Source organism: Aquibium oceanicum (genome assembly GCF_001889605.1).
In the GTDB taxonomy this organism is placed as follows: Bacteria; Pseudomonadota; Alphaproteobacteria; order Rhizobiales; family Rhizobiaceae; genus Aquibium; species Aquibium oceanicum.
On the sequence record NZ_CP018171.1, the window covers coordinates 3645106 to 3667770 of the forward strand.

The 22665-nt window shown below is 66.1% G+C and carries 20 protein-coding genes and 1 pseudogene; 8 read left to right on the forward strand and 13 right to left on the reverse strand.

Annotated features, from left to right (window positions below; translation table 11 throughout):
• The first annotated feature begins 220 nt into the window (after window positions 1–220).
• Window positions 221–529, forward strand: a complete 309-nt coding sequence (locus BSQ44_RS17865) for an EthD family reductase (protein WP_072606495.1) — start codon at window positions 221–223, stop codon at window positions 527–529.
• A gap of 457 nt (window positions 530–986) precedes the next feature.
• Here BSQ44_RS17865 and preA read toward each other — a convergent pair whose 3' ends face one another.
• Entirely contained in the window at window positions 987–2300 is a 1314-nt protein-coding gene (gene preA / locus BSQ44_RS17870; RefSeq protein WP_072606496.1) for an NAD-dependent dihydropyrimidine dehydrogenase subunit PreA, read from the reverse strand.
• Between the two features lie 3 nt (window positions 2301–2303).
• Entirely contained in the window at window positions 2304–3671 is a 1368-nt protein-coding gene (locus BSQ44_RS17875; protein ID WP_072606497.1) for an NAD(P)-dependent oxidoreductase, read from the reverse strand.
• Between the two features lie 190 nt (window positions 3672–3861).
• On the opposite strand from BSQ44_RS17875, the gene maiA reads away from it, so the two are divergent.
• Window positions 3862–4512 (forward strand): maleylacetoacetate isomerase, encoded by a 651-nt coding sequence (gene maiA / locus BSQ44_RS17880; RefSeq protein ID WP_072606498.1) that lies wholly within the window; start codon window positions 3862–3864, stop codon window positions 4510–4512.
• 55 nt (window positions 4513–4567) lie between these two features.
• On the opposite strand, the gene BSQ44_RS17885 is transcribed toward maiA, so the two are convergent.
• The 3 genes from BSQ44_RS17885 to BSQ44_RS17895 form a co-directional block, all read right to left on the reverse strand.
• The gene (locus BSQ44_RS17885; protein WP_072606499.1) at window positions 4568–4972 is read right to left on the reverse strand and encodes a type II toxin-antitoxin system VapC family toxin; all 405 of its coding nucleotides are present in this window, start codon (window positions 4970–4972) and stop codon (window positions 4568–4570) included.
• Window positions 4969–5232 (reverse strand): type II toxin-antitoxin system VapB family antitoxin, encoded by a 264-nt coding sequence (locus tag BSQ44_RS17890; protein ID WP_072606500.1) that lies wholly within the window; start codon window positions 5230–5232, stop codon window positions 4969–4971. Before BSQ44_RS17890 ends, BSQ44_RS17885 begins: the two co-directional genes overlap by 4 nt.
• 108 nt (window positions 5233–5340) lie before the next feature.
• Window positions 5341–6882: a trimethylamine methyltransferase family protein gene (locus BSQ44_RS17895; protein ID WP_072606501.1), complete on the reverse strand. Its 1542-nt coding sequence runs from the start codon at window positions 6880–6882 to the stop codon at window positions 5341–5343.
• A 5-nt stretch (window positions 6883–6887) separates the two neighbouring features.
• Here BSQ44_RS17895 and BSQ44_RS26960 point away from each other — a divergent pair, with 5 nt between their 5' ends.
• The 5 genes from BSQ44_RS26960 (at window position 6888) to BSQ44_RS17915 (ending at window position 9656) form a co-directional block, all read left to right on the forward strand.
• Window positions 6888–7064 carry a hypothetical protein gene (locus tag BSQ44_RS26960; protein WP_157894627.1) on the forward strand — a complete coding sequence of 59 codons (177 nt, stop codon included), beginning with the start codon at window positions 6888–6890 and terminating at the stop codon, window positions 7062–7064.
• 4 nt (window positions 7065–7068) lie between these two features.
• Window positions 7069–7662: a transglycosylase SLT domain-containing protein gene (locus BSQ44_RS17900; protein ID WP_072606502.1), complete on the forward strand. Its 594-nt coding sequence runs from the start codon at window positions 7069–7071 to the stop codon at window positions 7660–7662.
• Window positions 7663–7762: 100 nt separating this feature from the next.
• On the forward strand, window positions 7763–7936 hold the full coding sequence (locus tag BSQ44_RS26965) for a hypothetical protein (protein ID WP_157894628.1): 174 nt from the start codon (window positions 7763–7765) through the stop codon (window positions 7934–7936).
• A gap of 551 nt (window positions 7937–8487) precedes the next feature.
• Window positions 8488–9186, forward strand: coding sequence for a L,D-transpeptidase (locus BSQ44_RS17910; RefSeq protein ID WP_072606504.1), 699 nt, complete (start codon window positions 8488–8490; stop codon window positions 9184–9186).
• Window positions 9187–9332: 146 nt separating this feature from the next.
• Entirely contained in the window at window positions 9333–9656 is a 324-nt protein-coding gene (locus BSQ44_RS17915) for a hypothetical protein (protein WP_210187883.1), read from the forward strand.
• Between the two features lie 61 nt (window positions 9657–9717).
• Here BSQ44_RS17915 and BSQ44_RS17920 read toward each other — a convergent pair whose 3' ends face one another.
• Window positions 9718–10410: a winged helix-turn-helix transcriptional regulator gene (locus BSQ44_RS17920; protein ID WP_072606505.1), complete on the reverse strand. Its 693-nt coding sequence runs from the start codon at window positions 10408–10410 to the stop codon at window positions 9718–9720.
• 138 nt (window positions 10411–10548) lie between these two features.
• On the opposite strand from BSQ44_RS17920, the gene BSQ44_RS17925 reads away from it, so the two are divergent.
• Entirely contained in the window at window positions 10549–11718 is a 1170-nt protein-coding gene (locus tag BSQ44_RS17925) for an acyl-CoA dehydrogenase family protein (RefSeq protein WP_083534801.1), read from the forward strand.
• A gap of 87 nt (window positions 11719–11805) precedes the next feature.
• Here BSQ44_RS17925 and BSQ44_RS17930 read toward each other — a convergent pair whose 3' ends face one another.
• The 7 genes and pseudogenes from BSQ44_RS17930 to BSQ44_RS17960 all read right to left on the reverse strand — a co-directional run bounded on the left by BSQ44_RS17930 (window position 11806) and on the right by BSQ44_RS17960 (window position 22663).
• Window positions 11806–12174, reverse strand: coding sequence for a tudor domain-containing protein (locus BSQ44_RS17930; protein WP_072606506.1), 369 nt, complete (start codon window positions 12172–12174; stop codon window positions 11806–11808).
• A gap of 803 nt (window positions 12175–12977) precedes the next feature.
• A pseudogene (locus BSQ44_RS17935) lies at window positions 12978–15143 on the reverse strand (dipeptide ABC transporter ATP-binding protein); the annotation flags it as partial.
• A gap of 13 nt (window positions 15144–15156) precedes the next feature.
• Complete coding sequence (locus BSQ44_RS17940; RefSeq protein ID WP_072606508.1) at window positions 15157–16311, reverse strand: ABC transporter permease; 1155 nt, start codon at window positions 16309–16311, stop codon at window positions 15157–15159.
• A 12-nt stretch (window positions 16312–16323) separates the two neighbouring features.
• Entirely contained in the window at window positions 16324–17361 is a 1038-nt protein-coding gene (locus tag BSQ44_RS17945; RefSeq protein ID WP_114579993.1) for an ABC transporter permease, read from the reverse strand.
• A gap of 90 nt (window positions 17362–17451) precedes the next feature.
• Complete coding sequence (locus BSQ44_RS17950) at window positions 17452–19107, reverse strand: ABC transporter substrate-binding protein (RefSeq protein WP_072606509.1); 1656 nt, start codon at window positions 19105–19107, stop codon at window positions 17452–17454.
• 240 nt (window positions 19108–19347) lie between these two features.
• Window positions 19348–20241 (reverse strand): transglutaminase family protein, encoded by an 894-nt coding sequence (locus BSQ44_RS17955; RefSeq protein ID WP_072606510.1) that lies wholly within the window; start codon window positions 20239–20241, stop codon window positions 19348–19350.
• A 10-nt stretch (window positions 20242–20251) separates the two neighbouring features.
• Window positions 20252–22663: a circularly permuted type 2 ATP-grasp protein gene (locus BSQ44_RS17960; protein WP_072606511.1), complete on the reverse strand. Its 2412-nt coding sequence runs from the start codon at window positions 22661–22663 to the stop codon at window positions 20252–20254.
• Between the last annotated feature and the right edge of the window lie 2 nt (window positions 22664–22665).

Below are 22665 nucleotides of genomic sequence, written 5' to 3' on the forward strand. Positions count from 1 at the left end.
CCTGCACGGGGTGCAAGAGCGCGGCGGGATCGGATGGAGGATCCCGCCGCGTCATCGATATCTCGAAGCAGCCAGTCCGGCTCCTTTCCCCTGCTCCATTATCGTCCCGGTGCGCGCCCGCTGCGGACGGCTCCCTCCCGAGTTGCGCGTGGTGCGCGCGCGGCGCATTGTTGCGTGCGAGCAAGGCGCGTCGGCTCGCGCCGGATGAAGGAGGACAGTCATGGCGCAGATGTTTGTGATGTACCGCACGCCGGCAGACCGGGCGGAATTCGACCGGTATTATTTCGGAACCCACGTGCCGATCGCCAAGAAGATCCCCGGCCTGCGGCGCTACGAGGTCAGCGACGGCAGGATCGGCACGCCGGGCGGCGTGTCGGACTACCACCTGATCGCGACGCTCACCTTCGACAGCCGCGCTGACATCGAGAAGGGACTGGAATCGGATGAGGGCAAAGCCGCCGCCGCCGACCTCGCCAATTTCGCCGGCGCGGGCGTGGAACTGTTCTTCTGCGATACGAAAGAGGTGTAGGGGCGTACAGCAATTGCGGCGGCGCGGCGGCGGCCCTGCCCTCGACCATCGCGCGGCCCCCCATCCGCCCCTTTGGGGCACCTTCTCCCCGTGAACGGGGAGAAGGAGGCAAGGCGTGCGATGGGCGCCCCATCCGCCAGCGCCATCAGATACCTCAGGCGGCCAGGATCGATCGTCCGCCGCGCGATAGCGGCAGTCCTGCCGCCTCCCCCTCCTTCGTCATCCTCGGCCGACCGGAGCGCAGCGCAGGGAGAGCCGAGGATCGATGCCCGAGCGGTGGCGACGCGCAAGGTGGCGGAAGACGGGGGCGATTCTACACCGCCTCACGCTGCCGAAATTAACAGGCATAGATCCCAGGGTCGGCGCGATGCCGCTCCGCGGCTGCTCCGCCCTGGGATGACGAAGGTGGGGCGCCAACCGTGCGCCGCCTCCCTCCGCTTCGTTGCGTTCGTAGCACCTACTCCGCCGCCACCCGCGTCGCCGGATTGTTCGGGTGCGTGGTCCAGTTGGCGTAGGTCGGCTTCACCACCTCGCCGGTGCGCTGGTCGAGCGCGCCGGCCGCTAGCGGCTGCATGGTGATGCAGTTCTCGACCGGGCAGACGTTGACGCAGAGATTGCAGCCGACGCACTCGTCGTCCATCACCTCGAAGTGGCGCTTGCCGTCGACCATCGCGGTGATCGCCTGGTGCGAGGTGTCCTCGCAGGCGATGTGGCAGCGGCCGCACTTGATGCACAGGTCCTGGTCGATGCGCGCCTTGGTGACGTAGTTGAGGTTCAAGTACTGCCAGTCGGTGACGTTGGGCGTGGCGCGGCCAACGAAGTCGGAAAGCGTCCGGTGGCCCTTTTCGTCCATCCAGTTCTCCAGCCCCGCGATCATCTCCTGGACGATCTTGAAGCCGTAGGTCATGGCCGCCGTGCAGACCTGCGCGTTGCCGGCGCCGAGCGCCATGAACTCGGCCGCGTCGCGCCAGGTGGTGATGCCGCCGATGGCCGAGATCGGCAGGCCGGCGGTCTCGGGATCGCGCGCGATCTCGGCCACCATGTTCATGGCGATCGGCTTCACCGCCGGGCCGCAATAGCCGCCATGCGTGCCCTTGCCGTCGATCATCGGCTCGGGCGAAAAAGTGTCGAGATTGACGCCGGTGATCGAGTTGATGGTGTTGATGAGCGACACCGCGTCCGTTCCGCCGGCGTGGGCCGCGCGCGCCGGCTTGCGGATGTCGGAGATGTTGGGGGTGAGCTTGGTGATCACCGGCATGCGGGTGTTGGCCTTGCACCAGCGCACGACCATCTCGACATATTCGGGCACCTGACCGACCGCCGAGCCCATGCCGCGCTCGCTCATCCCGTGCGGGCAGCCGAAATTGAGCTCGATGCCGTCTGCCTCGGTCTCCTCGACCAGCGGGAGGATGGCCTTCCACGCCTCCTCCACGCAGGGCACCATGAGCGAGACGACCAGCGCCCGGTCCGGCCAGTTCTTCTTCACCTGCTTGATTTCGCGGAGGTTCACGTAGAGGTCGCGGTCGGTGATGAGCTCGATGTTGTTGAGGCCGAGCAGCCGCCGGTCCGCGCCCCAGATCGCGCCGTAGCGCGGTCCGTTGACGTTGACCACCGGCGGCCCCTCCTCGCCCAGCGTCTTCCAGACCACGCCGCCCCAGCCCGCCTTGAAGGCGCGCTCGACGTTGTAGGCCTTGTCGGTCGGCGGCGCGGATGCCAGCCAGAAGGGATTGGGCGACTTGATGCCGACGAAGTTGCTGGAAAGGTCTGCCATGGCTCATGCTCTCCCATTAGAGGTGAGTGTCCGATGCATGCTCTCCGCCGCATCCCTGCCCGCGGCGACGGCCGCCACCGTCAGATCCTCACGAGCATCCGCCACGCAGTCGCCGCCGGCCCAGACCTTGGCCATCGAGGTGCGGCCTTCCGCGTCGACCTTGATGCGGCCGCGCTCCAGCGCGATGGAATTGCCGCTGCCGTTGAGGGGTGCTGCGTCGAACGACTGGCCGATCGCCTTGAACACCTGGTCGGCCGCCAGCGTGATCGTTTCGCCGGTGCCGGCCAGCTTTCCGTCCTTGATCGCGGTGTATTCGAGCTCGATGCCCACCGTGCTGCCATTGACGCCGACGATGCGCTTGGGCTGCATCCAGTGCCGGATGGTGACGCCGTTGGCCGCGGCGAGGTCCTGCTCGTAGACCGACGCGTTCATGTTTTCCTTGCCGCGACGATAGCAGATGGTCACCTCTTCCGCACCGAGCAGACGCGCCTGCACGGCGGCGTCGATCGCCGTCATGCCGCCGCCCAGAACCACCACCCTTCGCCCCACCGGCAAATCCGCAAGGTCGCTCGCCTGGCGCAGCTCGGCGATGAAGTCGACGGCGTCGCGCACGCCCTCCGCCTCCTCGCCCTCTCCGCCGAGCGCGTTCACGCCGGCAAGTCCCATGCCGAGGAACACCGCGTCGTAGCTGGCGGTGAGTTCAGCCAGCGAGAAATCGCGCCCCAGCGCCTTGCCGTTCTCGACAGTGATGCCGCCGACCGAAAGAATGTAGTCGACCTCGGCCTGGGCGAAACCATCGACCGTCTTGTAGCTCGCGATGCCGTACTCGTTGAGGCCGCCCGATTTCGGCTTGGCCTCCAGGACCGTGACGTCGTGCCCCTTCACGGCCAGCCGGTGCGCGCAGGCGAGCCCGGCCGGGCCGGCACCGACGACCGCGACCTTCTTGCCCGTCGGCGCGGCGCGCGGGAAGAACTGCTTGTCCTGCGCCATCGCAGTGTCGGTCGCGTAGCGCTGCAGCATGCCGATCTTCACCGGCTTGCCTTCCGCGATTTCGCGCACACACACCTCTTCGCACAGCGTCTCGGTCGGGCAGACGCGGGCGCACATGCCACCGAAGATGTTCTGTTCGAAAATCGTCTTGGCGGCGCCCAGCGGATTGCCGGTCGCGATCTCGCGGATGAACAGCGGAATGTCGATCGCGGTCGGACACGCCTGCATGCAGGGAGCGTCGTAGCAGAAGTAGCAGCGGTCGGACTCGACCAGAGCCTCGTGCCGATCGAAGGGCGGATGGAGATCGGAGAAGTTGTCCGCATACTGCCCGGACGGGAGCCTGCCCGGGACGATCCCTTCCTTGAAAAGACCTTCAGTCATGCCTGTTCCCCGTTCTCGTTTGGAGGAACGCTAGCGTAGAATCCTTTTTTTATCAATTGGTCAATTTTTCAGGACGAGCGCTAAGCCTTTATTATCATGAGTGTTCTTGTCATGTTAATCGCCGCGACCTTCACTGGAAGATCGCGGCGCACTCGTCTAAAGCTGCGGCACCTGAATTCGGGAGGTCGAAATGTCCGGTCTGGTCCTTCACAACTATTTCCGCTCCTCGACGTCTTACCGCGTCCGCATCGCTCTGAAGATGAAGGGGCTGGATTACGACTACGTTGCCCATCACCTTCGCCATGGCGGGCAGCGTTCCGCGGAGTTCCTGGCCGTCAACCCACAGGGGCTGGTGCCGGCGCTGGTGCTGGAGGACGGCACGATGTTGTCGCAGTCGCTGGCGATCTGCGAGTATCTGGACGAGATCCATCCCGAGCCGCCGCTCCTGCCGGCGGATCCGCTCGGCCGCGCGCGTGTGCGCATGGTCGGCCAGATGATCGGCTGCGACATCCATCCGGTGAACAACCTGCGCATCCTCACCATGCTGCGCAGCCGCTTCGGCGCCGACGACGCGGCCGTCGCCGAATGGTTCAGGCACTGGGTGGACGAAACCTTCCAACCGCTTGAAGCGATTCTGGCTTCGGACGGAAAGGCCGGCCGCTTCTGCCACGGCGACAGCCCGACGCTGGCCGACCTCTGCATCGTCGCCCAGGTCGCCAACAACGGCCGCTTCGGCGTCGACATGAGCCGCTACCCGACGATCGGCCGGATTTACGAGGCCTGCATGGAAATCCCGGCGTTCGCGGAGGCCGCACCGGGGAAACAGCCGGACGCGGAGTGAGGGATGTGCTGTTTGGGAGCTGATTCCTGCCGGCGCTGAGGGCGGCCAGCGCTGCTCAAGGCGCCTGCTGGATGTCGGTCAGAGCGAAATCGTTGCCTTTGAAAAGAAGCGGCACTGCCAATCGTCTGGCCATCGCATACGAAAAGCAATCGCCGAAGTTAAGTCGGGCCGGGTGACCGGTGCCCTTACCGAACGCCTGATACGCTTGCATTACCTCAAGTGCCAGGTCGTCGGGTACTCCGACGATCTTGATGCCCATTTCCCTGATGACATCCTGCACCTGGGCTGTCCCGAAGGAGTAATCCTTGCCGAAGATGCGACCGGTCGCGATTGCTGCCTCGACCTGGCTCACGACCGACGTCACCAACCCTTCGATTGCAGCGCAACGAAACGCGAGTGCTTCGCTGTCCGGCTCTGCAGCTGCGAGCGAGACGAGAACGGAACTGTCAACGTAGCTCAATCGCTCCCTTCCCACATCTCGTCGCGGAAATCCTTCAGGTCGAACTTCGCGTCGGCGGGAATGCCGAGTTCTTTCCTGCGGGCACGGGCGCGTTCGAGAATTGGCTCGATCTTCTGCGCCAGCTTCGCGCCGTTGCTCTTTGTCGCCGCCTCAGCCTCCTCGACGGCCACCTTGACCGCGGTCGAGACGTCGAGTCCCCGACGCTCTGCGAACGCGCGCAGCACGCGCGCGGTCTCTTCGTCCTGGATGTGGATGCCCATCGCGGCCACCTCGTGCAAAGCGCGGAATACCGCTCGATGTTACAGCATCGCGGCGCCACGGTACATAATCATGCGGGCTGCGCGCGCAAACCGGTCGGCTAGAGTCGCTCACGGCTCACCCACCCCGATCTCTTCCTTCCGCCGCTCGACATACGCGTCGAGTTCCTCGCGCACCGCCGCGTCCATCGGCGGCTGGCTGTATTCCGCGAGCGCCTTCTTCCAGATGCCGGTGGCGCGCGCGGTCGCGTCGAGGCTGCCTGCTTCCTGCCAGGCTTCGAAATTCTGCCAGTTGGAGAGGATCGGCTGGTAGAAGGCGGTCGAATAGCGCTCCAGCGTGTGCGGATCGCCGAAGAAGTGGCCGCCGGTCGGCACGCGGGCGAGCGCGTCGAGCGCCAGTTCGCCCTCGTCCACCGCGATCGGCTTCAGGAAGGCGATCATGTGCTGGATCATCTCGACGTCCATGACGAACTTCTCGAACGAGGCCGTCAGCCCTCCCTCCTGCCAGCCTGCGGCATGGTAGACGAGGTTGCCATGGCCGAGCACGGCGCCCCACAGCGCCATCATCGTCTCCCATGCCCCCTGCGCATCCGCGGCGTTGGAGGCCGAACCCGGCGTCGTGCGGTAGGACAGGCGGTAGCGGCGCGCGAGCTGGCCCGAAGCGATGTTGGCCTTGGTGTTCTCCGGCGTTCCGAAGGCCGGCGCGCCAGAGCGCATGTCGACATTGGAGGTGAAGGCGCCGTAGATTACCGGCGCGCCGGGCCGCACGAGTTGCGTCAACACGATGCCGAACAGCGCCTCGGCGTTCTGTTGCGCCAGCGCGCCGGCAAGCGTCACCGGGCTCATGGCGCCCATCAGCGTGAAGGGCGTGACGCAGACCGCCTGCCCGTGCTCGCTCATCGTCATCATGCCCTCCGCCATCTCGCCGTCGAAGCGGCGCGGCGAGTTGACGGAGATGATGGTGGTAAGCGCGGGATCTTCAGCGAGTTGTTCGACCGTCAGCCCGCGGGCGATGGCCGCCATGCGGATGCCGTCGAGCGCCCTGCCCCGGCCAATGGCCGAGACGTGGAAACTCTTGTCGGTCAGCGTCAGGTTGGCATGGTAGGTGTCGAGGTGGCGGCTGTTGGCGGGCAGCTCGACCGGCGCGCAGACCTGGTTGCCGAGCATGGTGATGCAGTCGAAATGCTGCGCCATGCTCACCAGCTCGCCATAGTCGCGCATGTTGCCGGCGCGGCGGCCGCGCTCCATGTCGTGCACGTTGGGCGGCCCGGCGACCAGCGTGAAGTTGATCCGGTCGCCGCCGATCTCCACCCGGTTCCGCGGATTGCGCGGCGTCAGCGCGAAGCGCTCCGGCGTCGTCTTCAGCGCCTCGGCCACGAGGCCGCGGTCGAGCCGGACCGTCTGGCTCGCCCGATCGACGCTGGCGCCCGCGCGCGCGAAGAGATCGAGCCCGCGCGGGCTCATCAGCTCGATGCCAAGATTTTCCAGGATATCGAGCGAAGCCTCGTGGATCGCCTCGACCTGGTCGTCCGACAGGAGGCGCATCGGCGGATACGGGTTGCGCACGCTGCGTTGGCCGAGCCGCGGGATGCGGCTTTCGCCCCTGGCGGCTGATCGGTCCGCGGAGCGGCGTCGGCGAGGTTCGGCGGTCATGGCCCATGAAAGACCGATCCGGCCGCCCCGACTATCGGAAAAACGGCGCGCGCAGCCGTTGCTGTCGTCTTCCGGATCAACAATATCAGGAAAGCGACATCGCGCGGCGCTTTCGCATCAAGACGTCCTCGGCGGTTAACGGCGCCCTCAAGACTCCCTTCAGCATTTCCCGCTATGCGTGAGCCGATGTATGCGTCCGTTTTTAATCGAGTTGTAGCGATCGCACTGGTCGCCTCGCTGGTCGGCTGCGCGAGCGCGCCGCGACACATCAACGACGTCTGCGCGGTGTTCGACCAGCGCGACGGCTGGTTCAACAACTGGCATCGCGAGGCCAGGAAAACCGAGCGCAAGTACGGCATTCCGGTGCCGGTGCTGATGGCGACGCTGCGCAAGGAATCCGGCTTCAAGCAGCACGCCCGCCCGCCACGGACGAAGCTCTTCGGCTTCATCCCCTGGAAGCGGCAGTCGAGCGCCTATGGCTATTCGCAGGCGCTGGACGGTACCTGGTCGCAGTATCGCCGCGAGAGCGGCAACATCACCGCGCGCAGGTCCAGCTTCTCCGACGCGGTCGATTTCGTCGGCTGGTACCACTCCAAGACCGCCGACACGCTCGGCGTCTCGAAGAACGACGCCTACAATCTCTATCTCGCCTACTACTTCGGGTGGGGCGGCTACAAGAACGGCTCCTGGCGCAGCAATTCCGGCGTCCAGCGCTACGCCCGCGACACCGACAAGATGGCCCGCACCTACGCCGCCCAGATGCAGAAGTGCGGGTCGTAGCCGGCCGCGGGACAAGCGGATGTGATCGGCATCGGACGATTGGCGATACCCGACGGCCGCGGCTTCGGCTAGGCTGACCTTTACGAACGGAGATTGGGCGATGCGGTTCTATGCGATCCTTCTGGCACTCGGCCTCGCGACCCCGCTGGCCGCGACCCTGGCGACCGGCGCGGTGGCTCAGGAATGCAGCGGCAGCGACTGTCCGCCGCCGGACAGTGGCGGTTCGGGTGGATCCGGCTGCCACGGCACGAAGAGCGATCCGATCACCTCATAGTCGCGCCGGGCCGACAACCGGAAGTTTATCGCCGCACCCGGATGCAAGGAGCGGGATCGGTCAGTCGAACATCGCCGACCTTGCGCGGATCGCGTGATGCAGGAGGATCCTCCTTCGGGGACTTAATATCTCCTCAATTCCGCTTAGACCGAAAGAGATGTTCCGCCGCCTTTTCATTGCACTCCTGGTCGTTGCGCTCATGCCCGCAAGCTTCTCCGCGGCCGCCCGTCCGATTGCGGCGGCACAGCCGCTGTCGGTCGAACGCTCGACGGTGTTGTCGGCGTTGGGAGAGAGTTACGCCGCGATGACCGTGGCCACCTGGAAGCGCTGCAAGCGTGGTCCTTCCGGATTTTCGTCCTGCGGGCCGGACATCGGCCTGCCAGTGGCTTCCTGCGCAAAAGACGGTCCGGCCTGCCCTCCCGTCTTCGACGATGCCGGCTGCCCGATGGCGGGCCTGACGCCCTCCTGTCTTGTCGGTCCTCCCCGGCTCGGTTGATCGCCCTCCGCGGTGCCTGGCGCCGAACACCGATCGACCAACAAGGAAACTACCGATGATCACCCGCCGCTCACTTCTGGGCGCGGCCTCGATGGCCGCTTTGTCGGGCTGCACCAGCATGGGCAGCCGACCTTCCACAAATTCAGCCGTCGCGGTCGCCGCGCCGCCGCCGGCGCCCGATATGCCCGCCTTCTATGGCCCCATCCCCGACGAAACGTTCCCGGTTCCGGCGGTGCCGGCGGGGGTCGTGCCGCAGCGCTACTGGCGCCGGCGCGTCGCAAATCCCTTTCCCGATCACGCGGCCGGAACGATCATCGTCGATCCGAACGCCTTCTATCTTCATCTGGTCGAAGGGGATGGAAGCGCGATGCGCTACGGCATCGGCGTCGGCCGCCAGGGCTTCTCCTGGGCAGGCGACGCGGTCGTCCAGTACAGGCGCAAGTGGCCACGCTGGAAGGCGCCGGACGACATGGTGGCGCGCCAGCCCGAACTTGCTCCCTACTCGGTCGCCGCCGGCGGAATGGACCCCGGCCTGAAGAACCCGCTGGGTGCGCGCGCGCTCTACCTCTTCCAGAACGGGGAGGACACGCTCTACCGCATCCACGGCAACCCGGAGGCGAATTCGATCGGCAGGGCCGTCTCCTCCGGCTGCATCCGGCTGCTCAATCACGACATCATCGACCTGCACGATCGCGTGCGGGACGGATCGAAGGTCGTGGTGCGTCCCTCTACCATGCCGGACGCGCTGGCCTGAGCACGTGAACAAGGGGGAGCGATGGCGCTCTCCTGCCCTCCGGTGCGACCTCGAGGGTGGGGATGCCTGCCGGGCTACTTCGGAGCGGGGCGGGACCTTATTTTTTTGCGATGATTGCGCAGGCCCCGTTCATCTGAGACTTTAGCATGCATGCATCTATGATGGAGCCGCCCGTGCGCAGCCTGATCGCTCTTCTTCTCCTCGTCTCATGCCAGATATTCGCGTCGGCCCCCGCTTTCGCTTCCAGCGACGACGCCTGGGCGGAATTCCATCAGGAGGTCGAGGACACCTGCCGCGCGCTTGTTCAGGGTGAGGTCGATACGGTCGATGTCAACGTTGTTCCGTTCGGATCGGAAAGCTACGGCGCGGCGGTCGTCACGGTCACTGCCAGCTGGGGCACGGAGCGCTCGGTCTGCATCTTCGACAAGGCAAGCCGCAAGGCGGAGCTGACCGGTCCGCTTGCGGAGTAGGCGAGCCCCGAACGACGGAGGGCGACGAAAGTATCTCTCCGACCAAAACCCTTTTGCTACCCTACTGCACGCGCCTCGGCTCGTGCGCGAAGGGGCTGAGGCCGAGCCATTGCTGCATGGAGCCAGCCAACGAGGCGTCGCCCTCGATCTCCAGTTGGCCGCTTTCGGCTTCCTTACGGATGGTGGACAGCCCCATCCAGATCGCCGTCATCGTTCGCAGTGAACTCCTGACGAGGAGGTCGAGTTCGTGGCCCGGGTCGAAGCTGCACAGGTCCGCTGCTCCCCCCTCCACCACCAGCCACCAGCTCTTCTGCGGGGCGGGAAGTTCCGAGTACAGAAATTGTATCGTGCAGCGCCTCTCCGGCAAAAGCTTCACGACGACGTGGCGGCGCATGTCCCACATGAGCAGTGACGGATCGAGGTTCTTCAGCGACAGACGCGATTCCATCCAGCGCTGTGCCCAGTTGCCGAGCCCCATGATCAGGGGCCGCAGGTCCTCGCCCGCTTCCGATAGGTGATAGTCGACGGAGCCGTTCGCGCGGCGCCTGACGACGACGATGCCGGATTGCTGCAGCTCCTTGAGCCGTTTGGACAGCAGCGCCGGCGACATCTTCGGCACGCCCCGCCGTAAATCGTTGAAGCGCGTGCTGCCGCAGAGCAGTTCGCGCACCACCAGCGTGGTCCAGCGGCTGCACAGTATTTCCGAAGCCATCGAGACCGGACAGAACTGACCGTAGCCGCCGCGCTCCTGCATGGTGCCCCCCCCTGCCTGCTCGCAGCCATGCTACTCCAAAATCCGCGCGCCGGATACGTCCGCAGTACAGTTCCTGAACTGGAATGACGGCGCGGTTGGTGAGATCGTGGGATATCGAACCAAGCACAGGAGATTACCATGTCTGCCCAGCCTGCCTTGAAGACCCTCGCCGGCCTGCCCTCTGCAAGCGAAGCCGCGCCGGATGTCGTCGAAATCGCCACCAGCCTTGCGCCGTCGCTTGCCGGACGATCAGCCGAGATCGACCAGAACGACCGTTTCGTGGCGGAGAACTACGCGCTTCTGAAGGAAGCCGGTCTCGTCGAGGCCGGCGTTCCAGCCGAACTCGGCGGCGGCGGGGCCGAGGTGCCCGAACTCGCCGAAATGCTGCGCATCCTGGGTCGCGCCTGCGGATCGACCGCGCTGGCCTTCTCCATGCACACGCACCAGGTGGCGATCCCCGCATGGCGCTGGCGCCACCAGAAGGTCGCCGCCGCCGAGCCTCTCCTGAAGCGCATCGCCGCCGAGCGGATCATCCTGCTCTCCTCCGGTGGCTCGGACTGGATCGGCGGTTCCGGCAAGGCCGAGAAAGTCGAGGGCGGCTATCGCGTCACGGCGCGAAAGGTCTTCACCTCCGGCGCGGAAGCCGGCAACGTCCTGATGACGGGCGCGATCCACGAGGCCGAGGACGGGACGCGGTCCGTCATCCATTTCGGGGCGCCGATGAAGGCGCCGGAAGTGCGCATCGAGGACACCTGGCGCACGATGGGCATGCGCGGCACCGCCTCCAACGACGTCGTCATCGAGAACCTGCTCGTGCCTGACGCCGGCGTCGCTTTCTCGCGCAAGGCGGGCGAATGGCATCCGGTGTTCCAGATCATTGCCACGATCGCCTTCCCGTTGATTTACGCCGTCTATCTCGGCGTGGCGGAAAGCGCCCGCGACATCGCAATCGACATCGCCAAGCGCAAACCCCAGCCGGACCTGTCGCTCGCAGGCCGCATGGACACGGAACTGCGCGCCGCGCAGATCGCGCATCGCTGGATGCTGGAGGCGGTCGCCCGCAACGCGCCGTCGGCCGACACGGTCAACGAGGTGATGATCGGCCGCACGCTGGTCGCACGTCACGCGATCGCGGCGGTGGAACTGGCGATGGAACTCGCCGGCGGAGCGTCCTTCTACCGCGCCAACGGCCTGGAGCGCCGCTTCCGTGACATCCAGGGCGCCCGGTTCCATCCGCTGCAGGCCGGCCCTCAGGCGGTCTATGCGGGTGCCACGGCGCTGGGGCTTTCGACGGCAACGGTGTTCTGAGACCTTTGCTCAGAAACGGAAGAGCCGCCGCCCGCCCCGATGGGGCCGGTGGCGGCTCGAGCGTGGCGCTCTCGAATGAGCGATCGGCTAGCGGCTGCGGCAACGGCCGGTCTTGGTCGTTTCCTTGTCTCCGTCGTCATAGGCGATGCCGATCGTCTCGCCAGCCAGGGCGGAGATCGTGCCGGGATACCAGTTGCCTTGTCCCTGGAAGTTGCACTCGACCTTCATGCCGATCATCCAGTCATACGGCCGCACGGCCGTCAGACCGACGGTCTCGCGATCGCCGTCGTCGTAGACCACCGTGACCGTTCCATTCCCGGTCTTCTCGACGACGCCGGGAAACCAGTAGGCGCCGCCCTTGTAGTTGCCAAGCACCCAGTCTCCCACCGTCTGCGCGCTGGCGGAAGTGACGAGCGCGGCAAGAATGCCGGCCGCCAGGAAAATCTTCGACTTCATGAAAAACACCCGTGGGAGCAAGCCTCCCCAGCCTGCTCCGTGTGGGGAAGGCCGGCAGAACTATCCCGGCGGGTGCTTTGGTGGCAATAGCATAGCATCCGCCAAATTAGTGTACGCCTTCGCTTCCCGCGGAAAGATCCCGCTCGAGAAACGCGATCAGGTGTTCGTGGTGCTCGTTCTCCGCAGCACCTCCGGGACCATGATCCCTGCTACCGCGGCTTCCTGCCGAACACCCGCACGTATTCCTCGACGCCTCCCTTGGCGAGCGCCTCGGCCTGGCGGACCCATTCGTCGCGGTCGATGCGGCCGCGGAACTTCAGGAACCCGTCGACCCACTGGCGCTCGGTCTTCGTCCAGGCCGCGATCTGGGCGTAGGTGTAGATGCCGAGGCCGTTCAGCGTCGCCTCGATCTTGGGACCGACGCCGGCGATCATCTTCAGGTCGTCCGGCCGGTCTGGGCGCTTCATGCCGGCGGGGCGGTTTTCGTCATCGGCGGTCACGCCGACCGCGGGCGAGGCTTCCGCATAGGGATGGATCGGCTCTTCCTCGGCGACGGCGGGCTTTCCGGCCGGTTTCGCCGTAGGCTCCGCCTCGCCGGGCACGACGTTCGGGTCGACGCCCTGCCGGCCGGAGCCCACTTCCTGGGCGCGGCGCTTCGGCGAGGATTCGCCGGGGATCGCCGAGCCGGCGCCGGTCTCGCGCGATTGCGCCGCCGCTTCCTCGGCCTGCGTGCCGTCCTCGTCGAGCGAACTGGCGCGTGGCAGCGCCCTCGCCTTTCTGGCGGGGGCGGCGGCCGGTTCCTTGGCGGCTGGAGCGGAGGGCGCCGGCTTCCGCGGCGTTACCTCCGGGGCACGCTCCACGGCCTCGTCCTTACGGCCGAGCGTGATGACCGGCTCCATCGAGGCCAGTTCCTCCTCGTCGAGCCAGCACAGGCTGCGATGGCCGTTGCCGAGTTCGCGGAAAGGCGGCACCTGCGTCTCGCAGAGATTGTCGGGCACGCGGCTCTTCCAGCGGCAGCGCGTCTGGAAAGGACAGCCGCTGGGCGGGTTCATGGCCGACGGGATGTCGCCTTCGAGCACGATGTGCTTCTTCACCACGCTGGTGTCGGCGATCGGGATCGCCGAGAGCAGCGCCTCGGTATAGGGGTGGTAGGGCGGCGCGAAGATCTGGTCCGTCGTGCCCTGCTCGACGATGTAGCCGAGATACATCACCACCACCCGGTCGGCGAGATATCGCACCACGGAGAGATCGTGGCTGATGAACAGCATCGTCGTGCGGTTGCGCCGCTGCACGTCCATCAGGAGTTCCGTCACCGCGGCCTGCACCGACACGTCGAGCGCCGAGACCGGCTCGTCGGCCACCACCACGCGGGCATTGCCGGCGAAGGCGCGCGCGACGCCGATGCGCTGCTTCTGGCCGCCCGATAGCTGGCGCGGCATGCGGGTGGCGAAAGCGCGCGGCAGCTTCACCAGGTCGAGCAGTTCCAGCATCCGGCCCTGCCGCTCGGACTGGCTCTTGCCGACCTTGAACTTTTCGAGCGTGCGGATGATCTGCGATCCCACCGAATGGCTGGGGTTCAGCGTGTCGAACGGGTTCTGGAACACCATCTGGATCGACGAGATCGTGTCGACGTCGCGCTCCTCGATCGGCGTGTTCTGGATTTCGGAATTGCCGAGCCGGATCGTGCCCGAGGTCGCGGTCTCCAGCCCCAGGAGCACTTTTGCCAACGTGGACTTGCCGCAGCCGGATTCGCCCACGATCGCGACCGTCTCGGATTCGCGCGCCTCGAAGGAGATGGACTCGTTGGCCTTGACCGTGCGCGCCTCGCCGCCGCCGAAGATCTCGTTGGCCGCGACGCGGTAGTATTTCTTCAGGTCCTCAATCCTGAGCACCGTCGGGCCGGGTGAGACCGGCTCGTTCTGCACGATGCCTTCCGGCAGCGCGCGCCAGTCGACGTCCTCGAAGCGCACGCAGCGCGACAGATGGTCCGGATGCCCCTTCACCGGATACATCGGGATCTCGCGCGCGTCGCACAGACCCTCGACGAAGTGCTGGCAGCGCGGTCCGAAATTGCAGCCCCTCGGGCGCTCGTGCGGCAGCGGCAGCTGGCCGGGGATGGCGATCAGCGGGCGCGAGTTCTTGTCGGCGCCGGGCAGCGGGATCGAGCGGAACAGCCCCTGCGTATAGGGATGGCGCATGCGGTCGAAGACGTCGCGCACCGTGCCCTCCTCCACCGCCTCGCCGGAATACATCACCGTGATGCGGTCGCAGGTCTCCAGGATCAGGCCCAGATTGTGCGAGATGAAGAGCATGGAGGTGCCAAACTCCTTGCCGAGATCGCGCACGAGTTCGACGATGCCGGCCTCCACGGTCACGTCGAGCGCGGTCGTCGGCTCGTCTAGCAAGAGCAGTGCCGGCTTGGATAGCAGCGCCATGGCGATGACGACGCGCTGCTGCTGGCCGCCCGAGAGCTGGTGCGGATAGGAGCCCATCATGCGCTCCGGATCGGGCAGCCGCACGGCCTTCAGCATCTCCACGGAGCGCTTGTAGGCATCCTCCTTCGAGGCCTTCTCGTGCAGGATGGGCACTTCCATCAGCTGGCGGCCGACCTTCATGGCCGGGTTCAGGCTAGCCATCGGCTCCTGGTAGATCATGGCGATCTTGTTGCCGCGGATGGCGCGCAGCTCTGCGTCGCTCATCTCGCCCATGTCGCGGCCCATGAACTTGATGCGGCCGCCGACGATCCTGCCGCGGTTGCCCATGTCGCGCATGATGCCGAGCGCAACGGTGGACTTGCCGCAGCCGGATTCGCCGACCAGCCCCATGGATTCGCCCGCCATGACCTTGCAGGAGAAGTCCATGACGGCCGGAATCTCTCCTGCGCGGGTGAAGAAGGAGATCGACAGGTTCTCGATCTCGAGGATCGGCTGCGCATTGCCGCCGTTCGTGGTTGCGAGGGCCTGGTTCATCGTCAGTATCCCCTCAATCCTTGAGCGACTGTTCGCGCAGCGCATCGGCCAAAAGGTTGAGGCCGAGCACGAACGACATCAGCGCGATCACCGGCGGCAGCGCCGGGTGGATATAGGCGCGCAGGAGGCGGCTGGAATCCTTGATGGCCGTGCCCCAATCGGGACTTTCGGGCGCCAGACCGAGACCGAAATAGCCGAGCGTGCCAAGCAGGATGGTGGTGTAGCCGATCCTGAGGCACGCATCGACGATCAGCGGCCCGCGCGCATTGGGCAGGATTTCCCATAGCATGATGTACCAGGGGCTCTCGCCACGTGTCTGGGCAGCGGCGACGTAATCGCGCGTCTTGATGTCCATCACCAGCCCGCGCACGATGCGGAACACGCCAGGCGACGAGGCGAAGACCACGGCCACGAAGATGTTGAGCTCGTTCGGTCGGATCGAGATGATGCCGAGAGGATCGGCGTCGAACACCAGCCCGGCATAGATCCACAGGCCGAGGATCAGCGTGATGGCGATCTGCGGATAGAACCGTTCGGGACGGTTCTTGTAGCGGGTATAGAACAGCACCGAGAAGAAGATGATCGGGAACAGGAAGAAGACACCCGCCATCGAATAGGGGATCGGCGTGTCCATGATGCCGGGGGTGACCAGCAGGTAGAACAGCAAGATCACCGGGAAGGCCAGCACGAGGTTGGCGAGGAAGGACAGGAAGGAGTCGATCCGCCCGCCGTAGTAGCCCGCCGGCAGGCCGAGCGTGATACCGACCATCAGCGCGAAGGCGGTCGCGGCCGGGGCGATGATGAGCACGATGCGGCTGCCGTAGACCATGCGCGAGAAGATATCGCGGGCTAGCTTGTCGCCGCCGAACAAGTAGACCCCGCCGTCGCCGGTGATGGCGCCAGGCAGCGCGTCCTTCATCATGACGTCCTGCGCGAGCGGGTCGAAGGGCGAGATCGTGGCCGAGAAGATCGCGGTGAAGAGCCAGAACAGGCAGATCACGACGCCGGCGATGCCGACGCCGGTGTCGAAGAGCTGGCCGTAGAGGCCGAGCTTCTTCTTCCAGGTGATGCTGGCGAAAAGGACGATCGCCAGCGCGACCCAAACCGGCCAGAACCGGGCGATGACGCCCAGGATTATCTGGGCGGTCCCCACATACTCGTGCTGCATCCGCGTCCCCTCTTATTGAACTCTTATGCGCGGGTTGAGATAGGCATAGCCGACGTCCGAGATGAGCTGCGTGGACAGGACCACGAAGACAGAGACCAGCGAGCAGCCGAGCAGGAGGTCGATGTCATTGTTGCCGGCCGCTTCCACGAGCGTGTAGCCGAAGCCCTGGTAGCGGAACATGACCTCGACGATGACGACGCCGGTGAGCAGCCACGGAAACTGCAGCATGATGACGGTGAAGGGCGCGATGAGCGCGTTGCGCAGCGCGTGCTTGACCACGACCGAGCTGAAGCTCAGGCCCTTGAGCCGCGCGGTGCGGATGTATTGCTGCGTCATGACCTCGACCATCGAGGCGCGGGTCATGCGGGCGATGTAGCCGATGCCGTAGATGGCCATCGTCATCACCGGCAGCGTGAAATTGGAAAACGAGATGCCCCCCGGCCCCGTCGCCGAAGCCGCCGATCCGTTCAGCCAGCCGAGCCACGAGGCGAAGACGACCGTGAAGATGACGCCTGAGACGTATTCCGGCGTCGCAGTGGTGGTGATGGAGGCGACCGACAAGGATCGGTCCGTGCGCGTCCCCTCGCGCATGCCGGCGAGAATGCCGATCAGGAGCGCGATCGGCACCATGGTCGCCATGACCCAGAACATCAGGATGCCGGTGGCGCCGAGCGCGGGAAACAGCTTCTCCGCGACGGTGGTCTTGAACTTGGTGGAGCAGCCGAAATCGCCTTGCAGGATGCCGCCGTAATATGGCTCCGCCGGCTCGTTGCAGTATGAAAAGCGCGGGACCGGCTCGCCTTCCGCGTTGACGTTGGGCTGCTTCTGGACGACGCCCAGCCAGCGGCCGTAGCGGACGAAGAAATTGTCGCGGTATCCGTTGCGCTGGAGCCAGCTTTCGATGTGCTCGTCGGACGACCGCATGTCGAGCTGGCTGATCGACAGCTTGCGCAGGTTCGGTTCGAGATTGACCATGAAGAACACGACGAGCGTGAGGCACAGCATCGTCAGCGCCATGGTGCCCAGTCGCCGCACTACGAATGCAAGCATCGATCCCCCTGCCGATTTGGGTTGGGGCGCCTAACCCTCCGGAACGAACGGGAGGGGCTCGTGGCCCCTCCCGGTGGTCGCGTCAGCCGATCAGGCTTCCTTGAGCCAGACCTTGCCGAAATCATGCTCGAAGGTCGGGTGCATGCCGTGGTTCTGCACCACCGGCATGGAGTGGTTGTAGAGCTTGCGCCAGTAGGGCTGGATGATGATGCCCGAGTCCTGGAGGATCTTTTCGATCTTGCCCATGACGTCCTTGCGCTTTTCGGCGTCGGCGATCGCGAGAGCCTCGCCCACCAGCGCGTCGAGCTCCGGATTGGAGTACGCCGCCTCGTTCCACGCCTCGCCGGTGCGGTAGGCGATCGCGATGACCTGGATGCCCAGCGGGCGCATGTTCCAGTTGGTCATCGAGTACGGATACTTGGTCCAGTCGTTCCAGAAGGTGGAGCCCGGCAGCACCGTGCGCTTGACCTTGATGCCGGCCTCGCGGATCTGCGCCGCGATCGCGTCGCCGGTGTTCTTGTGCCAGTCCTCGTCGACGGTGATGAGGTCGTGCTCGTAGTCCATCTGGCCGGCCTCTTCCATCATGGCCTTGGCCGCCTCGATGTCGCGCTCGACCTTCGGCATCTCGACGTATTCGGGATGGATCGGGCAGACGTGGTGGTTTTCGGCGACCTCGCCGGCATTGCCGTAGCCGAGCGCCAGAACCACGCCGTTGTCCACGGCCAGCTGCAGGGCCTTGCGGACCTTCTGGTCGTCATAGGGCTTGTTGGCGACGTTGGTGCGCGCGACGATCGTCGAAGCGGTAACCGCTTCCGAGGTCTCGGCTCCGACCCCTTCCAGGATCTGGACGTAGTCGGCCGAGGTCTCGTGATTGGTGTGGACCTCGCCGGCCTCGAAGGCCGAGACCATCGCCGACGGATCGGTGCCGTAGTCGATGAACTCGACGCCGTCGAGATAGACGTCGCCGTTCCACCACTTGCCGTCCTCGCGGCGCTTGTAGACCACGCGCTGGCCGACGTCGTAGGAGACGAGTTCGAACGGACCGGTGCCGATCGGGTTCTGCACGAAGTTCGCGCCGGTCTCGTCGAAAGAGCGGTGCACGACGAGCGCGGGATAGTCGCACAGGCTCGGGATCAGCGCGATGTCGGCCTTGGTGAGCGAGATCTTGACGGTCATGTCGTCGACCTTGGTGACCGAGCCTTCGCGCAGCTTGCCCGTCCCCTCATCGACGATGGTGCCCAGGCGGCCCGGCATCGAGTTGCCCTCGGCGCTCTTGTCGGCCCAGCGGGTGAAGTTGAAGATGACGTCGTCGGCGTTGAAGGTGTCGCCGTTGGTCCAGGTCACGCCCGGACGCACGTGCAGCACATATTCGGTGGCGTCGTCGTTCACGTCCCAGCTCTCAACCAGGTAGGGCTCGAACGTGTATTCCTTGGTGTACTTGACCAGCGGCTCGAGCGTCTGGCGCTCGGCGTTGGCGATCTCCGACCAGTCGGCCGTGCGCGGATCCTTGGGATCCTTGACCCACATGGCGACCTTCAGCACGCCGCCCTTCTGCGGCTCTTCCTGCGCCATCGCCGGGGTCGGCGCGGCGATGCCGAGCATGCCGTAGGCCATCGCGGTCGATGCGCCGAACACGCTGGCCATCGCGAGGAATTCGCGGCGGTCGATTTTGCCAGCCTTCGCCTCCTCGGCCATTTCCACGATGTGGGCAGGCACCCGATCACCGTTGCTCTTGTAGAAGCTCATTCCAATCTCCCGTTTGTGTTTTTGGCTTTCCGCCAATTAGCATTCCCCATCCGGACCTTGATGTCAAAGCGCGGCAAGGCGCCATCCGGCCGGTTCCGCTGCGGAATGTGCAACTTCATCGACGGTGGAGATGCCCCGAATGCGACAAGATTGACGCAAACGGGGCGCGATAGGCGAAATTGATGTTTCGGGACCGGGGCGGAAACGTCCCAATGCCGCGCGTCGACACCACCAGTCACGCTACTGTCCCGGGGGATCGGCGAGCGGAATAACGTCAACGGACTGCTCGGCTTCCTGGCTGCCGATGGTCCGCAGCACCCCGATGATAGGTGCGACGTCGGAATAGTCCCGGCCGTAGCCCACCGCGATGTGATCGCTGCCGGCGGCGATCGCGTTGGTCGGGTCGAATTCCAGCCATCCCGCCTCTGCTCCGCACCACACCTTGACCCAGGCATGCATGGCATCCGCGCCCTCCAGCCGCTCACGGCCGGGAGGCGGGATGGTGCGCAGGTATCCGCTGACGTAACCGGCGGGTATGCCGAGGCTGCGAAGTCCGGAGATCATGACGTGGCTGAAGTCCTGGCAGACCCCTCGCCTGAGCCGAAAGGCCTGGCGCGGCGGCGTGCGCACGTCGGTCGCCTTCGGATCGTAGGAGAAGTCCCGGTGGATGCCGAGGCAGAACGCCATCGCGGCGCCCGCCGCCGTAGATTGCCCGTGCGTGACCGCCGCCGCGTAGGCCGCGATCTCGGCATCGAGCGCCACGAGAGGGCTGGCGGCAAGGAAGTGGTGCGGCGAATCGGCCGCCAGCGACAGGCACCGTTCGAGCTCACGCGGCAGCTCCGCCAGGGTGGCCGAAAGCGACCCGTCGGACGGAGACCGGTCGACGGTGACGCGCGCCGACATGCGGATGTCGAGCGCGTCGTGCGCGTTGCGGTAGGTGATCGCGGAGACCTGGTTGCCGAAGAAATCGGTGGTGTCGGACCGCTCGGCGGGCTCCGGGTCGAAGCTCAGCGAGACCGCGACCACGCGCTGCTCGCCCGGCCGCGTCAGCGGCGCGACCCTGATCACGTGCCGCCCGCCCGCGACGGGGCTTTCGTAGCGGTAGCTCTGCAACAGGCGCACGTCGTAGATCATGGCGCGCCGATCATCCGAAATACGTCGCGTCGATGAGGCTTGCCAGTTCCCCGAGTTCATGACCGGCCAGCCGGAACAGGTCCGGCGTGAAATCCTGCGGTTCGCGGATGGCGAACTCCGTGTGGAGCCGCAGGATCTCCTTGGCGAGGTCCGAGCGCACCCCGTGCCGAATGGCGTTGGGCAGCAGTTCGATCTCCGCCTTCAGCACCTCGAGCTGGAACAGGACGGCGCGAGGATTGTAGGCATCGAGCGCCAGGAGGTCGATCGCCGTCAGGCGTCCGGCATGGACGGAATAGCGGCGACGGTGGGTGATGACGCTGTCGCCGACCTCAAGCAGCATCTCCAGCGCACCCTGGGGCGCGTCCGGGGCGGTCATGCCGCCGAGCAGATGCGACATCTGGATGCCGCGTTCGAGCCTGCGGCCGATTTCGAGAAAGCGCCATCCGGTGAAGCGGTACATGTTCTCGTGCACGAGCCCGGAAAAGCCCGCGATCTTGCGCAACAGCACGGACATGGCGCGCGCGGCGTCGTCGCCCGGCTGCACCGCCCCGGCGAAGCGGTGGACCGTCTTGGAGAGGTCCTTCAGCGCCGTCCAGCCGTCCGGCGAGAAGCGGTCGCGGATGCGCCCGGCGCTGGCGAAGGTGCTGTCGATGCCGGCGAGCAGGCCGGGCGGAACCGCCTGCGCGACGTCGATGCCGAGCCGGTCGGCGTGGTCGGCGACGAATTCCAGCAGCGGCGTTTCGGGATCGGCCGCTTCGGCCAGCCGCGAGTGATAGGCGCGCAGCACCCGCACGATGAACTCCGAGCGCTCCACGTAGCGGCCGAGCCACAGAAGGTTGTCGGCGGCGCGGCTGGGCAGGTTGCCGGGATCGGCGCGCCGCACGGCCTCGCCCTCCTGCGGCAAAAGGGAAAGCGGCTCCACCGGCTTGCTCTCCACCACCCACACGTCGGCCGCCCGCCCTCCCCGCTGCATGGCGATCGCGGCCGTATCGGCGCTGCTGCCGATCCGCGCGAACCCGCCGGGCATGACGCTCCATCCCTCCGGCGTGCGGCAGGCGAAGGCACGCAGGATGATCGGCCTCGGCTCCAGCTTGCCTTGATGGAAGAAAGGAGCTGTGGAGAGCCGCACGGCCTCCTGCCCCGCATAGCGGCTTCCTTCCGCTTCGAGCCGGCGACGGAGATCGGCCCGCGCCTCGCCGCCAAGCGCCTCGCCGTGGACCGTGGCAGCGCTGTCGTCATAGGGAAGCACGGTCGAGAGCGCCGGCCCGATCATCATCCGGTCGAGATTGTCCGCGACATGGCGACGCTCCGCCTCCCCGCCGCACCACCAGGTGGCGATGCCGGGAAGCTGAAGCTCCTCGCGGCGCAGATGGTGGCAGAGACGCGGCATGAAGGCGAGCAGCGCGCGCGTTTCCAGGATGCCGCTCCCCGGCGCGTTGACCATCGCCGCGGTGCCGCCGCGCAACGCGTCGACAAGCCCCGGCGTGCCGATGCGCGAGGTCTGATTCAGTTCCAGCGGATCGAGGAAGGCGGCATCGAAGCGCCGCCACAGAACCTCGACCGGCTTCAGTCCCGAGACGGTGCGCACCATCACCGCGCCGTCGCTGATCGTCAGGTCCTCGCCTTCCAGCAAGAGCATACCCAGATAGCGCGCGATGTAGGCGTGCTCGAAATAGGTCTCGTTGTGGATGCCCGGCGTCAGGATCGCCACCCGGCCGTTCTCCTGCCGCACGAGACCGAAGAGCGAATCGCGGAAGGCGCGGAAGAAGCCGGCGAGTCGCGGGACCTCCATCGATGCGAAGGCTTCGGGCAGCGCGCGGGTCGTCGCGACCCGGTTCTCCAGCGCGAATCCGGCGCCGGACGGCGCCTGCGTCCGGTCGGCAAGCACCCACCACGTGCCGTCGGGACCGCGGCCAAGCTCGAAGGCGCAGAAATGCAGGTAGTTGCCGCTCGCCGGCACCACGCCGACCAGCGGTCGCAGGAATTCGGGGTTGGAGGCAATCAGCGATGGCGGAAGCAGGCCCTCGGCGACCAGCCGGTTGGCGCCGTAGATGTCGGCGACGATCTCTTCCAGGAGCTCCGCTCGCTGCGCCAGCGCGGAGGATATCTGCGCCCACTCGTCCTCGCCGATGAGCAGCGGAACGTGCGCCAGCGGCCAGGCGCGCTCCTGCTCGGCATCGTCGCCATAGACCCGGTAGTAGACGCCGGCGTCGCGAAGATACTGGTCGGCGCGACCGAAGCGCGAGATCAGGGCGTCCGGCCCGAGCGTTTCGAGACCGCCCACGAGCTTGCGCCACAGCGGCCTCACTTCGCCGGATGCATCCATCATCTCGTCGTGGATGCCGGGCACAGGGCGGTAGCCGGCCGCCAGCGGGCCGGGCGGCGCGCCGAATGGACCGGAACTGGTTCTGGCGGCTGTCATGG